The sequence below is a fragment of the Kumtagia sp. genome (assembly GCF_059502445.1).
In genome coordinates this window covers 1-20,632 of sequence record NZ_JCACER010000107.1, presented here as the reverse complement: position 1 = coordinate 20,632, position 20,632 = coordinate 1, and the positions used below count along the sequence as shown (strand labels likewise).

Genomic DNA, 20,632 nt, shown 5'->3' with positions numbered 1-20,632 from the left:
CCATGCACTTTGTCGAAGCGGGGCCTTATGCGAACTCGGCTGCCCAATCCCGGGTTTCCAGTATTGCCTTCAGCCGCGACAGGAACGCCGCGGAATAGGCCCCGTCGAAGGCGCGATGGTCGAAGCTCTGACCGACAATGCCGATCAGACGCGGGGCGACGAACGCGCCCTGCTCAGTCTCCACCACCGCCGGCTTGAGCCGGATCGCGTCCGTCGAAAGGATCGCCACCTGCGGCGCGTTGATGATCGGCGCCGTGAAGGACGTGCCGAACGCGCCGTTGTTGCTGATCGAATAAGTGCCGCCGGCGAAGTCGTCTCCAGTGAGCTTGCCGGTGCGTGCCTTGTCGATCTGGCGCGCGATCGCCTTCGCCAGGCCAGGCAGCGTCAGATCATCGGCGTTACGGACAACCGGCACCACCAGCCCGTTATGCGACAGGTCCACCGCAATGCCGAGATTGACCTCGGAGGCGAGCGCAAGCTGGCTGCCGTCGAACTGGGCGTTGACCTGCGGAAACTCCTTCAGCGCGATGCAGCTCGCCCGTGCGATGAACGGCAGGTAGGTCAGGGAAACGCCGGTCTCCGCCTTGAAAGAGGCCTTGCGCGCCGCACGCACGGTCTCGACCACGGTGTAATCCACCTCGATCGCCTGGAAGACGTGCGGGATCGTCTGCCAGTTTTGCGCCAGCCGCTCGCCGGTACGCTTGCGGATGGTATTGAGCTGCATGACGCTGCCCGGCAACGGAGCGATCGCCACTGGTTTCGGAGATGCCGGAGGAGAGACGACCGGGCCCGCCCCGCCCGTGTCCGGCGCGTCGGCGGGTGCAGGAGCGGCAAGAGCTGCCCGCACGTCCTTCTCGGATATCTTCGAACCGCCGGCCGCCGACACCTGCCTGGCGATCGCTTCGGCATCGAGGCCGTTCTGGGCGATGAGGCGGCGCGCCAGCGGGGTCAGCCGCAGCCCGAGCGGGCCTTTCGCGTTTCCGAACGATTCCGCCGGTGTCGCGACTTCCTCGAACGGCGAGCGCATGGTTGGAACGGGTGCCGGCGAAGGCGTGGCCCGACCATTGGCGGCAGGTGCGGCGGATGGCGCCGCAGCCCGCTGCGGAGTAGAAATCCGCGGCGTAGCGGCCGCCTCGCGCTCCCCGCCGATCACGGCGACCACCGCACCGACCTTGGCGACCTCGCCGGCCTGGACGCGGATGGAGGACAGCTTGCCGGCAGCGGTCGACTGCACTTCCATCGTGACCTTGTCAGTCTCGATCTCGAAGAGGTTGTCGCCTTCCTGGACCTCGGCGCCTTCCGACTTGAACCAGGTCAGGATCTTGCCTTCGGCGACGGTCTCGCCGAGCTGCGGCATGAGGACCTGCGTGCTCATCTTGCCGATCCGTTCATGGTGCGCGCAATGCGCTCGACGATGCGCGGGGCGCTGGGCAGCGCCAAATCCTCGAGGTGGTCGGCGGCGGGCAGCGGGATGTGCGGCGTGGTGATGCGCACGATCGGCCCGTCGAGGTCCCAGAACGCCTCGTCGGCGACGATGGAGGCGATCTCCGCGCCCCAGCCGCACAGGCGCGGATTCTCTTCCACCGTGAACAGCCTTCCGGTCCTGGCGACGGAGTTGAGGATGGTGTTGGTGTCGAGAGGCACCAGCGAGCGCACGTCGATGACCTCGCAGTCGATGCCGTGCTCGGCGGCGAGCGTCTCGGCCGCCTGCAATGCGCGCGGCACCATCAGCGCCAGCGCAAGAATCGTCGCATCCTTGCCGGGACGCAGGATCTTTGCGGTGCCGAGCGTGTCGACGATCTCGCCGTCCGGTACCTCGCCCTTGATGGCATAGAGCGACTTGTGCTCGTGGAAGATCACCGGATTGTCGTCGCGCACGGCCGCCGCCATCAGGCCGATGACGTCGACCGGCGACGACGGCGCCACGACCTTCAGGCCGGGAATCATCATCGTCCAGTTCTCGATCGACTGGGAATGCTGGGCGCCGAACCGTGCCCCGCCACCGTTGCCGGTGCGCACGACCAGTGGGCAGCCGAGCTGGCCGTTGGTCATGTAGCGCAGCTTGGGGAATTCGTTGGCGATGTAGTCGAAGCATACGGCCGCGAAATCGGCAAACATGATCTCGGCGATCGGCCGCAGCCCGGTCATCGCCGCGCCCATGGCGGCGCCGAGAATGGCCTGCTCGGAGATCGGCGTGTCGCGCACGCGCAGCGGCCCGAACTGCTCGTACAGGCCGACCGTGGCCTTGAACACGCCGCCGGCCTTGGCGACGTCCTCGCCGAGGAAAACGACGTTGTTGTCGCGCTGCATTTCCTGGGCGATGCCGCGCGCCACGGCGTCGCGATAGGTCAGTTCCGCCATGACCAGCCCCCATCGGCATAGACGTCGGTGGTGAGGATGTCGTCGGGCGCGGGGGGCGACTCTTTGCACACCTCCGTCGCTTCCTCGACCTTGCGCTTGCTCTCAGCCTCGATGCCCTTGATCTCCTCCTCCGCTATGCCGAATTCGAGAAGGCGGGCGCGGTAGATCTTGACGGGGTCCTTCTCCAGCCATTTCTCCAGCTCGCCGGCCGGACGATATTTGGCCGGGTCGGCGCGCGAATGGCCGGAATGGCGATAGGTCATGCACTCGATGAGCGTCGGCCCCTCGCCCGCCCTCGCCTTGCCGAAAGCGGCCAGTGCGGTGCGATAGACCGCATCCGCGTCGTTGCCGTCGATGACGATGCGCTCGAGCCCATAGGCGGAGGCGCGGTCGGCTGCCGGATGCTCCACCGCGGTGACGTCGCCGATCGGCGTGTATTCCATGTAGAGATTGTTCTCGCAGACGAAGACGACCGGCAGCTTCCAGATGGCGGCGAAGTTGAGGGCCTCGTGGAAGGCGCCGATATTCGTCGTGCCGTCGCCGAAGAAGCAGACCGAAACGTCCTTCTCACCCAGATACTGCGCACGCCAGGCGGCGCCGCACGCAATCGGAAGGTGTGCCCCGATGATGGCGTAGGATCCCATCACGCCGTGCTCGACCGAGGTCAGGTGCATCGATCCGCCCTTGCCGCGCATCAGGCCGTTGTCGCGCAGCATCAGCTCGCCCAGCACCTTCTCCATGGGAACGCCGCGCGCCAGCGTGTGGGCGTGCCCGCGGTAGGTACAGAAGGACTTATCGCCAGGCCGCATGGCCACCGCCATGCCGGCGGCGATCGCCTCCTGGCCGAGCGACAGATGGCTCGTCCCCTTGATCAGGTTCTGGAAGAACAGGTCGTTGGCGCGCTTCTCGCAGTCGCGAATCTCAACCTGGAGGCGAAACATCTCGCGTCTGAGATCGGCGCCGATATCGTCGTTTGTCAGGCCTTGCGAGCCTGATCCATCTTTCTTCTTTGTCATCGCGGATCCACCCTAGAGGCCCGACCATGCCAAAGTCGTTCCGGGGAGACACGGCCCAATATTCTCAAAATGGATAATCGATTGCCGGCCGGCCCGGCCTTCGGAAACCTGATGCGACGGGGAACGGACGGGGCCTTCGAGCCTCTGGCCCTCGCATTGTACAAACTCTCAAAATGAGAATTCGCGGGACTGCACTCTGTTTTGACGGTGTTAGCATCGCCCCTGAATGAGGAGGAGAATTGCCGGTCCCGGCATAACCGGGCGGCGCCATGGGCAAGGGCTTCAGCTTGAGGAGGCTGACGGCCTACCCGCGGAAGCACGTCGTACATTCCTCCCCGTTCCTTGCTTCTGGTTCGCTCTGCGCGACGGGCTTTGTCCGGCGGTGTGTTCGATTGTCCGAACGGCAGCGGCCTTCCCGAGCATGAACTGCAAGGATCGCCGGCGGCGACTTGAACAACACGAAGGGAGGAAACGATGAAAGGCATGTTGACGAAGAGCGCCCTGCTCGCGGTGCTGATCGCGGGCACGGTCGCTGGCACGAGCCACGCGCAGGAGGCCAAGGAGGGGTACAGCGGCAAGCCGCGCACCATTCTGTGGGCATCGACCGACATCCAGTATTCCGACACGTCCCAGTTCAAGAAGGACGGGCCCTACGTCATCGGCTTCTCGAACGCCTCGATCTCCAACGTCTGGCGTGTCGGCCTGCTGCATGCCGTGCAGAAGGCGGCGGCCGACAACAAGGACAAGATCTCGAAGCTGATCATCACCGACGCCAACGACGATGCGGCCAAGCAGGTATCGGACGTGCAGGACATCCTGCAGCGCGGCGTCGACCTGCTGATCGTGTCGCCGGCGACCGCCCAGGAACTCGACCCCATCGTCAGCCAGGCGATGACGCAGGGCGTGCCGGTCGTGCTCGTCGACCGCCGTGTGACTTCCGACAATTTCGTCTCATTCATCACCGCGTCGGACCAGGTGCTGGGCCGCCTCTACGCCCAGTGGATCGTCGAAAAGCTCGGCGGCAAGGGCAACGTCATCATGCTGCCCGGTCTCGCCGGCGCCAGCCCGGCGGAAATCCGCATCGCCGCCGCCAAGCAGGTCTTCGCCGAATATCCGGACATCAAGATCATCGACATGCAGTACACCGAGTGGAGCCCGGTCAAGGGCAAGCAGGTGATGGCCGCACTGCTGCAGAAGCACGGCAAGGCCATCGACGCCGTGTGGTCGGACTCGGGCCTCCAGGCATCGGGTGCGCTCGAGGCCTTTGTCGAGGCCGGGTGGGAAGACGGCACGATTCCGCCGATCACCTGCGCCGATCTCAACGGCTGCATCAAGCAGGCCGTGCAGCACAAGGTGCCGGTGCTCAACTTCGACTATCCGCCGGCTATGGGCGGCGTCGCGGTGCAGGTTGCGCTCGACGTTCTGGCCGGCAAGCCGGTGCCGAAGATCTACGCGGTGAATTCGGACATCTCGATCTCCAAGGGCGACGAGACCACGTCGGTCAAGGCCGATCGCTGGGCCGAGGACTATGCGCGGCTGGACAGGTCCAACGATCTGATCCTGTCGACCGGGCTCGGCTCCGATTACGATCCGACGACGTTCAAGGTCGACTATCCGCAATGAGGACAGCCGGCGTCGCCGCGGCACGGTGGCGGCGCCCGGTTCGAGGCCGGCTTTCGAGATTCCGGAGCCGGCCAACCACCGTTGGCCGCGCGACACCGGCTGCGGCGGGCGTCGTCTCGGCCTCGCTGTCGCGGATGGCTCTCGAGCGTGACGATATCGGGCCGGGTGCCCCGAAGTGCTTCTATTGCCTGACCCGCGGCGCGTCCGAGCCGGCGTCCGCCCGCAAGGTCCGGTTCGCGGGCGGTGTCGCGCAGACATAGCGGGCTTCGCGCTGGCCCGGATCGATCAGGCACCCGAACGGCAAGCGGCCCAGACGCGTACCGGCCGCCTTTGTGATAACGGAGGCAGACGATGATAGTTTTTCCTGCGGAGGATCACACGTTGCACCGCATGACGGACTATGAGCTGCTGCGCATAATCAATTTCCTCGAGCGCATCCGCACACCATACGACGAGAAGCTCCGGAATGCCGATCCGGATCCGGTATGGAACATCGTCCTGTTCCTGATGAAGAGCCATCTGCGCGGCGACGTCGTCACCATGTCTTCTCTCGCCCTGGTGTCGCAAATCCCGTTCGCCAGCGCGATGCGCCGCATCCACCGCCTCATCGAGGACGGCGACATCGAGAAAAGGCAGCGAAATCCGGGCGGCAAATCCTACAATCTCGTGCCGAGCCAACGGCTCAAATCGAACTTCATTTCCTATGCGATGAAAGTGAAGGTGCTGCTCGCCGAGACTTTCGGCCTGGGTGCCGGCAATGCCAACGTCGACGATTACTATTTCGGCGGCTCCTACATCGTCGACCAGATCATCCCGCCGCTGAAGATCATGGAGAACCGCAATTCGCCGACGCAGGACCTGCGCTTCCTGCTCAACGACGACAATTATTTCGAAGCCATGCGGAACATGTGGTCGGATTTCCGCAGCAAGCTGTCGTCCCGTAAGAACTTCAAGCTTCTGGCCTTGCCCGAGCTGCACGAAGAGCTCTTCCGCAACGCCCGGCGCAGGGAAAGCGAATACGACGTCATCTGCATCAACATCCCCTGGCTCGGCGAAGCGGTAAAGGGCGGCATCGTGCAGCCGCTCGGCGAGTATCTGCGCGACAGCAACCTGAACCCGCTCGATTTCCACCCCAACATCTGGAACACCGGGCATTGGGGCGGGCAGCAATACGGCGTGCCGATCTACTCCACGATCGAAACGCTCGCCGTGCGCAAGGATCTGTTCGAGCAGCACAAGCTGCATTCGCCCACCACCTTCGACAAGGTGCTGGAAGCCGGCCGGGAGTTGCACAACCCCAGGCGCGGCATGCAGGGAATCGTGTGGAACGCGGCGAAAGGCATGCCGGTCGCCCACTCCTTCATGTTCTTCATGGGCTGCTGCGGGGTGCCGGTGATTAACGCGCCGATGTCGCGCGTCGCCTTCGACTACAACAACATGACCGGCGAAATGTACCGCCCGCGCGTGCTGAGCGAGCAGGGCTTTCGCACGCTCGACTACATGCGCCAGCTTCTTGCCATCTCGCCGCCCGACATCCTGCTGATGGATTGGAACCGCGCACTCGACTGCTTCATGCTGGGCCGCGCGGCAATGATCTACTGCTGGACCATGCGCGCCTCGCGCTTCGAATACGACATCCATTCCGTGGTGAAACGCAAGGTCGAATACCTGCCGCACCCGCACGGACCAGGGGGTGCGACGGTCAGCCCTATCGGCGGTTTCCTGCTTGCCATCCCCGCCGGCCTGCCGCCGGAGCGGTCCAAACTCGCATTCGAGTCGATCTCGTGGATGGCCTCGCCCGCCGCCATGAAGGAGCATGTCAAGAACGGCATTCCGGTCGCACCCCGTTTCTCGGTCACCGCGGATCCGGAAGCCGCGGCGACGACGCCGATCGTGCGCTTCGCCGACCGGCTGGCCAAGCAGAACAAGCTGCACACATGGCAGCGCCCGCCGATTCCGGAATATGCGGTGGTCGAGCACATCCTCGGCGAGGAAATCTTCGCAGCGCTCAACGGCGAGCTGACCGATCGCGAAGCGCTGGAGCGCAGCCAGAATCGAATCGACAAGGTGATGCGCGACGCCGACCACTACTGATCATCATCTGTCGCTCTCCACTTCCAGCGCCACCGCCGGTGACGCCGCTTTCAGGAAGTGGCAAGCCGGTCGCTACGGCCGGAACGAGTATCGCAATGAGCCGACTGCCAACCTTGCCGAAGGCGATCAAGTTGCGGGGCACGACCCGACTACCGGCCGTCGCGCGATCCGCTGCGAAAATCGCTAGCGCGACCAGGTCTCGGCGTCGATCACACGGTCGTGGATCGATTACTGGTCCTTCTTGAACAAATCCTGGAAGATGAGCGGACCCCAAGTGCGGCCGCGTGCGTGCACCAGCGCGCCACCCTCGTTGAGCTTTCCCAGCTTGACGGGTGCGAACCCGAGCTGTTTGGCCAAATCCGCCACGGGAGCGATCGCGTCCTCGTCGTCACCAGACAGAAAAACGACCCGGTGGCCGCCCTCGACGATCGGATCGGCAGCCAGGGTGGCGGCAACCAGGTGATTGAAACCTTTCACGAGCCTGGCGCCGGTGAACGCCTTGGCGACGAAGGCGGAGGACGGGAGGCCGTCCAGCTCTTCAGGAAGAACGCCAAACGTGTTCGTCGCGTCGATGACCGTCTTGCCTTCCCAGCTCGGCAGGGCCTTCGCCACCTCGCGGTGCTCCCAGAACGGGACCGCCAGGATGATCGTGTCGGCCTCGAGTGCATCGCGCAGCGACTTGGCGACGACCCTGGGTCCAATCGCCAGAGCCTCTGGCGCCAACGCCTCGGGCGGCCGGCGGCTCGCGACGGTCACGTCGATGTTCTTACGGGCGAAGGCGTGGGCGAGGGCCTGGCCTATCTTGCCGAATCCTATGATCGCATAGCTCATGATATTTCTCCGATCCGTGTTGATGTGTGAACGTCCGCCGCGAACACTTCCGGCGATCCGGCGCGATTTCAAATGGCCGAGAAGCCGCCGTCGACAGCCAGTTCCACCCCGTTCACGAAGCTCGAATCGTCGGACGCAAGAAACAGCGCGGCCGCTGCGATTTCCTCAGGAAGACCCATCGTTCCACGCGGGATCAGGGATTCGAACATCTGCTTCGCTTCGGCGGTGAGAACCTGGTCCTGCATCGGTGTGGCGATCGGCCCCGGGTGCAGCACGTTCACCCGGATATTCCTGCCCTTCAGCTCATTGAGCCAACCGCGTGCGAATGCGTGCAACGTCGCCTTGCTCGCCGCATACACGCTGTAACCAGGAAAGCCTTTGAGCGAAGCAACGGACCCGGTCATGAAGATCGATCCGCCGTCGTTGAACAGCGGCAACGCCTTCTGGACCGTAAACAGCGTGCCGCGCGCATTCAGGTTGAAGGTCGCATCGAAGTGCTGCTCGGTAATCTCACCCAGCGGGACGCCTGCGCCCACGCCGGCGCTCGCATACAGGATGTCGATCCTGCCCTTTTCCCGCTTGACCGTGTCGAACAGGCGATCGAGGTCGTCGAGATTGGACGCGTCGCCGCGCACGCCGGTCACGTTCCGGCCGATCAGCTTGACGGCCTCATCCAGCGCCTCCTGCCTCCGGCCCGTGATGAAAACATAGGCTCCCTCCTCAACGAACCGGTTCGCGCTTGCCAGCGCCATGCCGCTCGATCCACCCGTGATGACTGCAACCTTACCCTCAAGCTTTCCCATGACTTATCCTTTGCTCCGTCCTTGGTCTTTCGGGGACGCCCCCGAGAACCTCAACATGGGTCCGCCGGAGTCAGGCGTTGAGTGCGGAAGCGCGCACATCGGTGGTGCGAAATCGATCCGGCTGCACGACTGACGCCGGCGGTTATTGAGTAGAAAACTAGCAAAACCTACACGGCTGTGGGATCGTTTCTGCACCCGCAGCGTCCAACAAGAGGTGAATGACGCTGCAACGACTTGAGAATAATCCACCGATTCTGAGATTTGTCAAAGCCGTTGTTCTAGCTTTGTTCGAGTTTGCAGGTGAGAATGATGCGGGTGTCTCTCACAGCCGCCGGCAGATGTCGGCCTTATCGTCAAAATCGCTTCCTGAAGCCCAAGACCGAAGCGACCGATAGCATCTGTGCATAGAGTGCTGCCGCGACCATTGAATGACCGAAGGCACATAGCGGCTATCGCTGCGCACCTGTCAGCGGTTGTCACCAGCATGACACGCACGCGGAGTGGGTCGTGGACCAGGTTGGCCCAGCGCTGTAGCGTGGTTGCGCGGGGGGGATTTGAACCTACGTCTTCACGGTTGCAGACCCTCAGAGTACTTCATGCAATCGCACGTTAGCTCTTACGCGCTGGACGTTAGTGTCGGTAGAATTATTTGCAGATGACAGAGTGATGCGAGAACTATCGACCACTATCGCTGGGAAAAGGTCGCATATAATCCGCCACGCTATCCTGCTTTACTCCACAGTACTCCCCGTCATTCCCACTCGATTGTGCCGGGTGGCTTGCTGGTCACGTCGTAGACCACCCGGTTGATGCCGCGCACCTCGTTGATGATGCGCGTCGCCGTGGCGCCGAGGAAACCCATGTCGTAGTGGTAAAAATCCGCGGTCATGCCGTCGACCGAGGTGACGGCGCGCAGGGCGCAGACGAATTCGTAGGTGCGGCCGTCGCCCATGACGCCGACCGTCTGCACGGGAAGCAGAACAGCGAAAGCCTGCCAGATGGCGTCGTAAAGGCCGGCCTTGCGGATCTCGTCCAGATAGATCGCGTCGGCCTCGCGCAGGATGTCGAGCTTTTCGCGGGTCACCCCGCCGGGGCAGCGGATCGCCAGCCCCGGTCCCGGGAACGGATGGCGGCCGATGAAATGCTCGGGCAGGCCGAGTTCCTTGCCCAGCGCCCGCACCTCGTCCTTGAACAGCTCGCGCAGCGGCTCCACCAGCTTCATGTTCATGCGCTCGGGCAGGCCGCCGACATTGTGGTGGCTCTTGATCGTCACAGACGGACCGCCGGAGAAGGACACGCTCTCGATCACGTCGGGATAGAGCGTGCCCTGGGCGAGGAAATCGGCACCGCCCAGCTTCTTCGCCTCCTCCTCGAACACTTCGATGAACAGCCGGCCGATCGTCTTGCGCTTCTTCTCGGGATCGCTCTCGCCTTCCAGCGCCGAGACGAACCGGTCGGCGGCGTCGACCATGATCAACGGCAGATTGTAGTGCTCGCGGAACATGGCGACGACATTCTTCGCCTCGTCCTTGCGCATCAGTCCATGGTCGACGAGGATGCAGGTGAGCTGATCGCCCACCGCCTCGTGGATCAGCAGCGCCGCCACGGAGGAATCGACGCCGCCCGACAGCGCGCAGATCACCTTGCCCTTGCCGACCTGGGCGCGGATGTCGGCGACGGCCTTGTCGCGATAGGCCGACATCGTCCAGTCGCCCTCGATGCCGGCGACGCCGTGGACGAAGTTGCGCAGGAGCTTCGCGCCGTCCGGCGTATGCACCACTTCGGGGTGGAACATCAGGCCGTACATCTTCTTCTCGACATTGCCGAAGACGGCGAAGGGGGCGCCCTCGGAGCGGCCGAAAATCTGGAACCCGTCGGGCAGCGAGATCACCCGGTCGCCATGGCTCATCCACACCTGGTGGCGCTGACCGGTCGCCCACAGGCCGTCGAACAGCGGGCAGTCCTTCTCGACCTGGACGAAGGCGCGGCCGAACTCGCGATGGTCCGACGCCTCGGCGACGCCGCCCATCTGCACACACATCGCCATCTGGCCGTAGCAGATGCCGAGCACGGGAATGCCCGCCTCGAAGACGACCTGCGGCGCGCGCGGCGACCCCGCCTCATGCGTCGAGGCCGGCCCGCCGGACAGGATCACCGCTTTCGGCTCGATGCGCTTGAACGCCGCCTCGGCCGACTGGAACGGCACGATCTCGGAATGCACCCCTGCCTCGCGCACCCGGCGCGCGATGAGCTGGGTGACCTGGCTGCCGAAATCGATGATGAGGACGGTGTCGGTGTTCTTCATGGCGGGCATTTAATGAAAGAAACGCTCCTGCGCAACGCCGATCTGCCTTCCGCCGCGGTCCGGCTTTGCCGGTCAGCCGGCGAGAAGCCCGTCGCCGATCGCCGCCTCGAGCCGGCCGACCGCCTCCGCCAGCCGCTCGTCGATGACATGCAGGTTTCCGTCCAGTCGCCGACATGCCGAAGCTCGGCCTTGCCGTCGGAAATGCCGCGCAGCGCCACCAGCGGCAGGGAAAACACCTGGCAGGCGCGCAGCACCGCGAACGTTTCCATATCGACCATGTCCTCGGGGATGGCATCGTAGGCCGCGCCCGAGATGATCGTGCCGCCGGTGGAGAGTGTCGCCTCGCCGATGCCGGGAATGCGCAGGGCAAGTGGCACCGTCGCTGGAAGGTCCAGGAACGGGGTGACGCCTTTGGGGAAGCCGAGGGGCGAAGCGTCGATGTCGCGGTAACACACCGAAACCGCCTGGTAGACCTCCGTCTGCTCGAGCGAGCGGCTGCCGGCGGAGCCGAGCGAGACGACAAGGTCGGGCAGCGTGCCGGCCGCCTCAAGCCGTGCCAGCGCCGCGCCCAGGCGTATGCCGGCTTCGACAGGACCGACGCCGGTCATCAAAGGCACGAACAGGCGCCGCAGATGCGGCCCGTACTCGGCCTCCGCCGCCATGACGAAGAGGAGTCTTTTGCCGCCCAGCGCCGTCAGCCGCACCATCGCTCAGCCCTCGATGCCCTGTCGTCCCGTCACGGTCATCATCGTGCCGGTCATGGTGGCAATCAGCCTGGCCTCGCCGTCGGCGGCAAAGGCATAGGCCTGGCCGTCGGCGACGACGATGGTGCGGCCGGGTTTCGTCACGGATCCGCGGAACAGGAAGCGCTCGCCCTTGCCGGGCGCCAGCAGGTTGACCTTGAACTCGATGGTCAGCACCGCCGCGTTTTCCGGCATCAGCGAAAAGGCGGCATAGCCGCAGGCCGAATCGAGCGCCGCCGAGATGATGCCGGCATGCAGGAAGCCGTGCTGCTGGGTGAGCGCGGCGGAAAACGGCATCTCGATCTCGACCGTTCCGGGCAGCACGCTGGTCAACTCGGCGCCGATGGTCGTCATCGCCTGCTGGCGCGCGAAGGAGGCGCGGACGCGCTCCTCGAAATCCGTGTTGGGAACGATCTTTGCCGACATCGCTTCTCGACCTCCGGATGCCGGTTATCGCAGAGCCGGCAGTATCGGGCAATGCTCCTGCTGCAGTGCAGCAAAATAAGGGCGGAGCCGCGTCAGACCCGGCGCGACAAGGCGGCGAAAAAGAAACCGTCGGTGCCGCTGCGCAGCGGCGAAAGAACGATGCCGCGATCCCTGTCGATGCGCGCCGCGCCGGTCTTCCCCGGCAATCGCCCGGCGAACAGCGCCTCGTGGTCGAGGGGTGCGAAATCCGGATTCGCATCAAGGAAGCGGCCGATCTGGTCGTGGTTCTCGTCGCGGAACACCGAGCAGGTGATATAGACCAGCCTGCCGCCCGGCTTCACATATGCCTTGGCGTTTTCGAGAATTTCGGCCTGCTCGGCCTTGCGGACGTCGAGTTGCCTGGCGGTCAGCCGCCATTTGGCATCCGGCCGGCGGCGCCAGGTGCCGCTGCCCGTGCACGGCGCATCGATCAGCACCAGATCCATCCTGCCGGCGAGCCTGGCGACTTCGGCCGGCTTGGCCAGCACCTGGATGTTGCGGGCGTCGGACCTGCGGATGCGGTCGAAGATCGGCGCCAACCGTGCCTTCTCCGCATCATGGGCGAAGATCTGTCCCCTGTTGTCCATCGCCGCCGCCAGCGCCAGGGTCTTGCCGCCGGCGCCGGCGCAGAAATCGAGCACCTGCATGCCGGGCTGCGCCGACGCAAGCTCCGCGGCGACCTGCGAGCCCTCGTCCTGCACCTCGAACCAACCCTTTCGGAAAGAGGGCTCGGCCTGCACATTGGGATGACGGCCGTCGCCGGCGATCGGGGGAATGCGCAGGCCCGACTGCGCCAGCTTCGTCGCCGCCGCACTGGTTTCGGCCAATTCGGCCAGCACGCGCGGTCTATCGGAAAGCAGCGTGTTGACGCGCAGGTCGAGCGGAGGACGGGCGGCGAGCGCGCCGGCCTCGTCCACCCAGTCGCCGCCGAAGCTGCGTTCCAGCAACGGTTCGCACCAGTCGGGGATGTCTGCCCGGACCGCGGACGGCGCATCGCCGGCCTGTCGCGCGGCAAAGGCCTGCAGTTCGTCCGCGTCGAGCGGCGCCGGCGCGAAGCGGTCGCCCTCCAGCGCACGATTGATGCTCTCCGGCGTCTCGCCCCATTCGAGCAGCAGCGCACCGAAGGCGAGCGCCCGCGGCGTATCGGCATCGAACAGCCAGGCGGCGGAGCGCCTGCGGCGCAGCGCGTCATAGACGATGTTGCCGATCGCGGCGCGGTCGCCGGCCCCGGCAAAACGATGCGAAAGGCCCCAGTCCTTCAACGCGTCCGCCACCGGCCGATGCCGCCGCCCGATGTCGTCCAAAACTTCGATGGCTGCCGCCAGCCTGCCGCCAAGTCGCATATCGTCGATCCCGCCTTCGGTGAACCCGAATGGGCGCTTGTTACAGACGCAAGCAAGGTTTCACAAGCCGTCGCGGGCGCGCCGCGCCTGCCATTCCGGACGCAGCATCGACAGGATCATCTCGTCGCGGAACACCCCGCCGAAAAAGGCGCTGCCGCGCGCGATGCCTTCCTCAGCGAAACCCGCAGCGACATAGGCCCTGCGGGCGCGAAGATTTTCCGGAAAGGCGCCGATCCACAGCCGGTGCGCATCGGTCTCCTCGAACACGGCGTCGATAGCGCGGCGAAGGATAAGGGAGCCGTGGCCTTGCCCCGGTTCGACCACCGCCAGTCGCTTGACGCAGGTGACTTTTGCCGGCGAGGCCCAGTCCCTAATCAGGGCGAAGCCGACCGGCCTTCCTGCGATCTCGCCGATGAAATAGCGATAGGCGGGATCGGCGAAAGCTGCGGCATGGGTGTCCGCTTCCCAGCGGCCGACCAGAGTCTCGTAGCCCGGCAGGCGCTCGGTCGCCATGATGAAAGGGATGTCCGCGGGGTTTGCACGACGCAGCGTGAAGCCTTCGGCTGTCCCGCGGCTCAAGCGACGCTCAGGCGGTCTGTTCATACGGATTGAAGAGTTTGACGCCGGTCGGCTCGAAGTGCCTGATGTTGCGGGTGACGAGCGTCAGATCGTGTTCGAGCGCCGTCGCGGCGATCAGAAGGTCCGGATTTGTATGACGCAAGTCGTATGTCAGCGGTCCCCACATCCGCATGGTACCGATTGCGATCGGCGGTATGCGGCCGTCGTAATCTTCCAAAATGGTTTCCAGCCAATCACGATAGCCGGCAGCACGATTCGTATCTTGCCGTTCCAGTTTTCGAACGCCGCGCGAAATCTCGCCGACAGCGACACCGCTGATGAAGATTGGTCGTTCCGGAACCGATGTCATCCACGAAATTACGTCCGGATGCGGACGAGCCTTGAAGCTCTCCGACAAAACCATCGTATCGATCAAGAACATGGCTCAGTCGAGATCAATGTCGCGGTATTCGGAAGGGTATTGGTCCCGATCATCGAAGATATCCTCCATGCCCTCCGGCAGTTTCGGGGCGCTAAGGATATGCTCGACAAACGTCTTCTTTGGCTTCGGCGCCCTGTGGCGCAGCCGTTCGTATTCCTCCGCCGACAAAACCACCACCGCGTCGACACCGCGCTTGGTGACATGCCGCGGCTCGCCGCGCTGCGCGGCCTCGACCACGGCGGAAAACTTGCTCTTGGCGTCCTGAAGCGTCCAGACCTTCCCCATGGAAATCTCCATCCGGCTAGATCGTAGGCTAGCCGGATAGCTGCTTCAAGGCCGAGGCCACAATGCAAAAAGGCCGGAGACGTGCCCCGGCCTTTCCCATTGATCCTTCGAACCGCCTTTCGGCGGCCGGGTGGATTACGCGGCTTCGCGTAAGGATTCGCTGCCGATGTCGAAGCGGTCGGCGTTCATCACCTTGGTCCAGGCCGCCACGAAATCCCTGGCGAACTTTTCATTCGAGTCCGCCGTGGCATAGACTTCCGCGTAGGCGCGCAGTTGCGAATGCGAGCCGAAGATCAGGTCGATGCGCGTGCCGGTCCACTTGGGAGCACCGGTCTTGCGGTCGCGACCTTCATAGACGCCGTCGGAGCCTGCCAGCGGCTGCCACTGCGTGCCCATGTCGAGCAGGTTGACGAAGAAGTCGTTCGTCAGCGCTCCGACCTTGTCGGTGAAGACGCCGTGCCTGGAGCCGCCATGATTGGCGCCGAGCACGCGCAGGCCACCCAGCAACACCGTCAGCTCCGGCCCGGTCAGCGTCAGCAACTGAGCCTTGTCCACCAGGGCTTCCTCGGGCTTCATGAACTGAAGCTTGCCGCTGTTGGTGTAGTTGCGGAAGCCGTCGTAACGGGGTTCCAGCGGCGCGAAGGACTGGACGTCCGTCTGCTCCTGCGAGGCGTCGGCGCGTCCCGGCGTGAACGGCACCTTCACCTCGACGCCGGCATCCCTGGCGGCCTTCTCGACCGCGGCCGAGCCGGCGAGCACGATCAGGTCGGCGAGCGAAACCTTCTTGCCGAACTCCTTCTGGATCGCTTCCAGCTTTGCAAGCACGGTCTGAAGCTGCGCTGGCTCATTGACCTCCCAGTCCTTCTGCGGTGCAAGCCGGATGCGCGCGCCGTTGGCGCCGCCGCGCTTGTCGGAACGGCGGAAGGTCGAGGCCGAAGCCCAGGCGGTGGAGACCAGTTGCGACACCGACAAGCCGGAGGCGAGAATCTTCTCCTTCAGCGCGGCGACGTCCTGCTCGCCGATCAGTTCATGGTCGACGGCCGGGATCGGGTCCTGCCAGATCAGCGTCTCCTTGGGAACGAGCGGGCCGAGATAGCGGACGCGCGGACCCATGTCGCGATGCGTGAGCTTGAACCAGGCGCGGGCGAAGGCGTCGGCGAACTGGTCCGGGTTCTCGTAGAAGCGCCGCGAGATCTTTTCGTATTCCGGGTCGAAGCGCAGCGAAAGGTCCGTCGTCAGCATGGTCGGACGGTGCTTCTTCGACGGATCGAAGGCGTCCGGAATGGACGTCTCGCCGCTCTTGGCCACCCACTGCTTGGCGCCGGCCGGGCTCTTCGTCAGTTCCCATTCGTTCTCGAACAGGTTCTTGAAGAAGAGGTTGCTCCATTTGGTCGGCGTCTGCGTCCAGGTGACTTCCGGGCCGCCGGTGATGGCGTCGGCGCCGACACCGGTGCCATGCTTGCTCTTCCAGCCAAGACCCTGGTCCTCAAGCGCGCCGCTTTCCGGCTCCGGGCCGACCAGCGACGGGTCGCCGGCGCCGTGCGTCTTGCCGAAGGAATGGCCGCCGGCGATCAGCGCGACGGTCTCCTCATCGTTCATGGCCATGCGGAAGAAGGTCTCGCGGATATCCCTGGCCGCCGCGACCGGATCCGGATTGCCGTTCGGACCTTCAGGGTTCACATAGATCAGGCCCATCTGCACGGCGCCGAGCGGTTCGGAAAGCTGGCGCTCGCCGCTGTAGCGCTCGTCGCCCAGCCAGGTGCCCTCCGGCCCCCAGTAGAGTTCTTCGGGCTCCCACACGTCGACGCGGCCGCCGGCGAAGCCGAAGGTCTTGAAGCCCATCGATTCCAGCGCGACGTTGCCGGCGAGGATCATGAGGTCGGCCCAGGAGATTTTGCGACCGTATTTCTGCTTGATCGGCCACAGCAGCCGGCGCGCCTTGTCGAGATTGGCGTTGTCCGGCCAGGAGTTGAGCGGCGCGAAACGCTGCTGGCCGGCGCCGGCGCCGCCGCGGCCATCGGTGATGCGATAGGTGCCGGCGCTATGCCAGGCCATGCGGATCATCAGGCCGCCGTAATGGCCGAAGTCGGCCGGCCACCAATCCTGCGAGTCGGTCATCAAGGCGTGCAGGTCCTTGACGACCGCATCGAGATCGAGGCTCTCGAACTCCTTGGCGTAGTCGAAATCCCTGCCCATCGGATCCGACAGGGTGGAATTGTGATGCAGCACCTGGACGTCCAGGTGATCCGGCCACCAGTCGCGGTTTTTTCTGCCTGCGGGCGTGTGCGCGACCGGGCATTTGCCCGCGCCCTTGTCGTCCGTCTTCGCGTCCATGGCTTCTCCTGCCTCCCTCGTCTGGGTGGGTTCTTGCTGAATCATCGACCAGACGCAGGGCGCGGATGGCCGAGCGATCTGGAACCGTTCCAGACTAGGCCCTTGCGACGATAATGACAAATTGCCTTTCCTGATTTTTCCGATAACTTCTCCTTATGACAAACCTGACCATCCGGCAGATGCTGTATTTCGACGCGCTGGCGCAGACGCTGCATTTCGGCCGGGCCGCCGGGCTTGCCGGGGTGACGCAGCCGGCGCTGTCCTCGCAGATCGCCGAGATGGAGGAACGGCTGGGCTGCCGGCTGTTCGAGCGCGGCGGCCGCTCGGTGCGTTTGACCGAGGAGGCGGTCGCGCTGCAGCCGCGCATCGAGGCGATCCTGGCGCAGATTCGCGAGGTCGAGACGCTGGCGCGGCGCGGCAGGCGGACCATGCAGGGGCGTTTCCGGCTCGGCATGATTCCGACGGTGGCGCCCTACCTGCTGCCGCAGGTCCTGCCGGAGCTGAAGACGCGCTTTCCCGAGCTGCAGCTGGAACTGCGCGAGGCCGTCACCATGTCGCTGGTGTCGGAGACGGCCGCCGGCCGCATCGACGGTTTTGTCGCGGCACTGCCGCTCGAGCATCCGGGGCTGGTGACGGAAAGCCTGTTCGAGGACCGGTTCTTCCTTGCCGTGCCGGAGCAGGACGCCGATTTCGTCGCGCCGCCGGTGCCGCCGGAAAGCCCGGCGCTGGAGCGGCTGATGCTGCTGGAAGAAGGGCATTGCCTGCGCGATCAGGCGCTGAAGATTTGCGGCAGCGTGCGGCCGACCGCCCTTTCCAACTACGGTGCCACCAGCCTGACGACGCTGCTGCAGATGGTCGGGCACGGACTCGGCGTGACCCTCATCCCCGAAATGGCGGCCGAGCCGAGCCGGTCCATCCGCGACCTTAAGATCGTGCCCTTCGCCGAGCCGATGCCGTCGCGCGAGATCGCTTTGGCCTGGCGCAGGAACAGCCCGCGGCAGGAGGAATGCCGCGAACTCGCCGGCATTCTGCGCGGATTGCGGGAAACGGTGATGTCGTGATCCAGGAAGCGCAGGGGACAGTTTACTTTCTTTCCGCAGAAAGGCGGAGGCACTTCAAGGCTGGTGCTAGCCGGAAAAAAGTAAACTGTCCCCGGCACTTAACTCGCGCTCGCCCCCACCTTTCCGACAATCTCCGCCAGCGCCGCCTGATCCGCCGCGTCGCGCTGCCGCCGCGACGCCACCAGGCAGGCCTGCGAGCGCAGGATCACGCCGTCGGACAGGATTTTCAGATGGTTGGCGCGCAGCGTCGAGCCGGTCGAGGTGATGTCGACGATGATGTCGGCGGAGCCGGCCGCCGGCGCGCCTTCCGTGGCCCCGAGGCTTTCGACGATGCGGTAGACCTGTATGCCGTGCTTGCCCGAGAAGAACTGCTGGGTGAGCCGCCAGTATTTCGTGGCTATGCGCAGCCGCCTTCCGTGGCGCTGGCGGAAATCGGCGGCGACGTCGTCGAGATCGCTCATCGTATCGACGTCGAGCCACACCTCCGGCACCGCCACCACAACGTCTGCATGGCCGAAGCCGAGCCGTGCCGCGATCTCCATGCGGGCGTCCCAGTCGGCGCGGCTCTCGCGCACAAGATCCTCGCCGGTGATGCCCAGGTCGACATTGCCCTGGCCGAGTTCGCCGGCGATCTCGGAGGCCGACAGGAAGGCGATCTCGATGTCGGCGCGGCCTTCGACACGCGCCCGGTATTTTCGCTCGTCGCCGGGCAGGCTGACGGCCAGGCCGGCGGCGGCGAGCAGTTCCAGCGCCTGCTCGCGCAGCCGGCCTTTCGAGGGAATGGCGAGGGTGAGGGTCATGTTGTACTTCCGGCCGCGCCAATTTGCAGCGCGCCCGCCCCCTCCACCACGCTACGCGTGGTCTCCCTCCCCCTTGCAGGCAGGGCAATCGCATATGAAGCTACCCCCACCCCTAACCCCTCCCCACAAGGGGGAGGGGGACTGGCTTGCATTTCCGGCAGGCGCCAATCGTTGATGGTTTTGCTCTGCAAAGCGGCCGCGAAGTTCCCCTCCCCCTTGTGGAGAGGGGTTAGGGGTGGGGGTGTAAGGCGACCGAGTTGCGTGCCGTTTGTCATATGCACTTCCCCCGCTTCGCAGGGGAGGATCCGAGGCAGTGGCCTGCCGCATCGCTTGGCGGAGGGGGCGCGTCGACGTCTCCAGCCAATCTGACCTCCCGGTTCACTGCCCACCTCCCCGCAGCGCCTCGATGCGGTCGAGCCAGACGGAGAAGCCGACGCCGGGGATCGGCGCGGCGGCGCCGAGCAGGGTGAGCAGCCGGTCGTAGCGGCCGCCGCCGGCGAGCGGCTGGCCAGCACCGGAGGTGGCGATCTCGAACACCATGCCCGTATAATAGTCGAGCGGGCGGCCGAACGCCGCGTCGTAGGTGACGTTGCCGATCGCCTGTCCTTCCACGGCCCTGGCGCGCGCCTTGAACAGGTCGAGCGCCGTGTCGAGGTAAAGCTCGGACTCGTCGGCGAAGCGCGCCAGCGTATCGGTGGCATCGGCAAGCGGCACGCGGATCGCGAGGAACTTTTTCAGCGCGGCGAAAGCCTCTTCCGACAGGCGCACCGCGCCGAGTTCGGCCTTTTCGATGAGGCGGCGCGCGATGTCGTCCGGCGTGCGGCCGGCGGACGGCGCCAGGCCGTGCTCCTCCATGGTCCGGCCGATATGGGCGGCCAGCGCCTCGCGGTCGCGCGCCGCCACCAGGCGCGCCGCCGGCTGGCCGAGGCCGCGCTTGCGCTGCGGATTGGCGAGATCGGCAAGGGCGGCGGCAAGCTGCTCCGGCGCGCCGAAGGCGCGCGCCAGCCGCTTCTGCCAGCCGCGCGGCAGGCCGAGGGCCGCCAGCACCGCCTCGAACACCGCCTGGTCGCCCAGCGTCACGGCAAGCCTCGCATCGGGCAGCGCCTGCCCGAGCAGGGCATGCGCGTCGGCGATCAGCCGGGCGTCGGCGGCGGCCGTGTCGGGATCGCCGAGATCCTCGATGCCGGCCTGGAAGAACTCCGCCCGGCCTTCGCGGCGCTGTCGAAAGACCTCGCCGAGATAGCCGTAGCGGCGCGGCGTGCCCGACTGGGTGCGGATGTGGTCGAGGCAGACCGGGATGGTGAATTCGGGGCGCAGGCAGAGCTGCTCGCCGGTCTCGCTCTCGGTGAGAAAAATGCGGCGGCGCAGGTCCTCGCCGGCCATGTCGAGGAACGGGTCGGCCGGCTGCAGGATGGCGACGTCGACGAGATCGGCGTTGCGCTCGGCGAACAGGGTCTTGATGGCGACGGCGAGGGTCATGGGCACCTCTCCCCCCTCTCGGGGGAGGTGTCGCCAAAGGCGACAGAGGGGGTTGTCGCGGCCGCGCTCGACGCCCTCCCTCCCCCTTG

The 20,632-nt window shown here is 65.3% G+C and carries 17 protein-coding genes and 1 pseudogene; 3 read left to right on the top strand and 15 right to left on the bottom strand.

From position 1 onward, the window contains the following. Nucleotides 1-25: 25 nt before the first annotated feature. From AC5JDC_RS27840 to AC5JDC_RS27830, 3 genes are read right to left on the bottom strand one after another with little or no spacing between them, the layout of a single operon-like run. The gene (locus AC5JDC_RS27840; protein ID WP_495846579.1) at nt 26-1,375 is read right to left on the bottom strand and encodes a dihydrolipoamide acetyltransferase family protein; all 1,350 of its coding nucleotides are present in this window, start codon (nt 1,373-1,375) and stop codon (nt 26-28) included. After that, nucleotides 1,372-2,361 carry an alpha-ketoacid dehydrogenase subunit beta gene (locus AC5JDC_RS27835; RefSeq protein WP_495846577.1) on the bottom strand — a complete coding sequence of 330 codons (990 nt, stop codon included), beginning with the start codon at nt 2,359-2,361 and terminating at the stop codon, nt 1,372-1,374. Before AC5JDC_RS27835 ends, AC5JDC_RS27840 begins: the two co-directional genes overlap by 4 nt. Beyond that, a complete protein-coding gene (locus tag AC5JDC_RS27830; RefSeq protein WP_495846575.1) occupies nt 2,349-3,377 on the bottom strand; it encodes a thiamine pyrophosphate-dependent dehydrogenase E1 component subunit alpha in 1,029 nt (342 codons plus the stop codon). The genes AC5JDC_RS27835 and AC5JDC_RS27830 overlap by 13 nt, the downstream gene beginning before the upstream one ends. 474 nt (nt 3,378-3,851) lie before the next feature. Between AC5JDC_RS27830 and AC5JDC_RS27825 the strand changes: the two genes are divergently transcribed. Together AC5JDC_RS27825 and AC5JDC_RS27820 are read left to right on the top strand one after the other, a co-directional pair. Continuing rightward, nucleotides 3,852-5,000, top strand: a complete 1,149-nt coding sequence (locus AC5JDC_RS27825; RefSeq protein ID WP_495846573.1) for a substrate-binding domain-containing protein — start codon at nt 3,852-3,854, stop codon at nt 4,998-5,000. A gap of 351 nt (nt 5,001-5,351) precedes the next feature. Next, nucleotides 5,352-7,094 (top strand): extracellular solute-binding protein, encoded by a 1,743-nt coding sequence (locus tag AC5JDC_RS27820; protein WP_495846571.1) that lies wholly within the window; start codon nt 5,352-5,354, stop codon nt 7,092-7,094. A gap of 228 nt (nt 7,095-7,322) precedes the next feature. On the opposite strand, the gene AC5JDC_RS27815 is transcribed toward AC5JDC_RS27820, so the two are convergent. The 10 genes and pseudogenes from AC5JDC_RS27815 to katG all read right to left on the bottom strand — a co-directional run bounded on the left by AC5JDC_RS27815 (nt 7,323) and on the right by katG (nt 17,203). Next, a complete protein-coding gene (locus AC5JDC_RS27815; protein ID WP_495846569.1) occupies nt 7,323-7,925 on the bottom strand; it encodes an NADPH-dependent F420 reductase in 603 nt (200 codons plus the stop codon). A 68-nt stretch (nt 7,926-7,993) separates the two neighbouring features. After that, the gene (locus AC5JDC_RS27810; protein WP_106770692.1) at nt 7,994-8,728 is read right to left on the bottom strand and encodes an SDR family NAD(P)-dependent oxidoreductase; all 735 of its coding nucleotides are present in this window, start codon (nt 8,726-8,728) and stop codon (nt 7,994-7,996) included. 751 nt (nt 8,729-9,479) lie between these two features. Continuing rightward, nucleotides 9,480-11,042 carry a glutamine-hydrolyzing GMP synthase gene (gene guaA / locus AC5JDC_RS27805; protein ID WP_495846568.1) on the bottom strand — a complete coding sequence of 521 codons (1,563 nt, stop codon included), beginning with the start codon at nt 11,040-11,042 and terminating at the stop codon, nt 9,480-9,482. 63 nt (nt 11,043-11,105) lie between these two features. After that, a pseudogene (locus AC5JDC_RS27800) lies at nt 11,106-11,740 on the bottom strand (5'-methylthioadenosine/S-adenosylhomocysteine nucleosidase). A gap of 3 nt (nt 11,741-11,743) precedes the next feature. Beyond that, the gene (locus AC5JDC_RS27795) at nt 11,744-12,202 is read right to left on the bottom strand and encodes a PaaI family thioesterase (RefSeq protein WP_106773557.1); all 459 of its coding nucleotides are present in this window, start codon (nt 12,200-12,202) and stop codon (nt 11,744-11,746) included. A 92-nt stretch (nt 12,203-12,294) separates the two neighbouring features. Then, nucleotides 12,295-13,584 (bottom strand): RsmB/NOP family class I SAM-dependent RNA methyltransferase, encoded by a 1,290-nt coding sequence (locus AC5JDC_RS27790; protein WP_495846567.1) that lies wholly within the window; start codon nt 13,582-13,584, stop codon nt 12,295-12,297. A gap of 60 nt (nt 13,585-13,644) precedes the next feature. Then, the gene (locus AC5JDC_RS27785) at nt 13,645-14,097 is read right to left on the bottom strand and encodes a GNAT family N-acetyltransferase (RefSeq protein WP_495846566.1); all 453 of its coding nucleotides are present in this window, start codon (nt 14,095-14,097) and stop codon (nt 13,645-13,647) included. Nucleotides 14,098-14,170: 73 nt separating this feature from the next. Next, entirely contained in the window at nt 14,171-14,584 is a 414-nt protein-coding gene (locus AC5JDC_RS27780) for a type II toxin-antitoxin system VapC family toxin (protein WP_495846565.1), read from the bottom strand. A gap of 3 nt (nt 14,585-14,587) precedes the next feature. After that, nucleotides 14,588-14,869, bottom strand: coding sequence for a type II toxin-antitoxin system Phd/YefM family antitoxin (locus AC5JDC_RS27775; protein ID WP_495846563.1), 282 nt, complete (start codon nt 14,867-14,869; stop codon nt 14,588-14,590). 135 nt (nt 14,870-15,004) lie between these two features. Then, on the bottom strand, nt 15,005-17,203 hold the full coding sequence (gene katG, locus AC5JDC_RS27770; RefSeq protein WP_495846561.1) for a catalase/peroxidase HPI: 2,199 nt from the start codon (nt 17,201-17,203) through the stop codon (nt 15,005-15,007). A gap of 155 nt (nt 17,204-17,358) precedes the next feature. On the opposite strand from katG, the gene AC5JDC_RS27765 reads away from it, so the two are divergent. Further along, entirely contained in the window at nt 17,359-18,264 is a 906-nt protein-coding gene (locus AC5JDC_RS27765; RefSeq protein ID WP_495846559.1) for a hydrogen peroxide-inducible genes activator, read from the top strand. Nucleotides 18,265-18,362: 98 nt separating this feature from the next. Here the strand turns inward: AC5JDC_RS27765 and hisG are convergent, their stop codons facing one another. After that, nucleotides 18,363-19,064 (bottom strand): ATP phosphoribosyltransferase, encoded by a 702-nt coding sequence (hisG, locus tag AC5JDC_RS27760; RefSeq protein ID WP_495846557.1) that lies wholly within the window; start codon nt 19,062-19,064, stop codon nt 18,363-18,365. 378 nt (nt 19,065-19,442) lie between these two features. Next, entirely contained in the window at nt 19,443-20,543 is a 1,101-nt protein-coding gene (locus tag AC5JDC_RS27755; protein ID WP_495846555.1) for an ATP phosphoribosyltransferase regulatory subunit, read from the bottom strand. Nucleotides 20,544-20,632 lie beyond the last annotated feature (89 nt).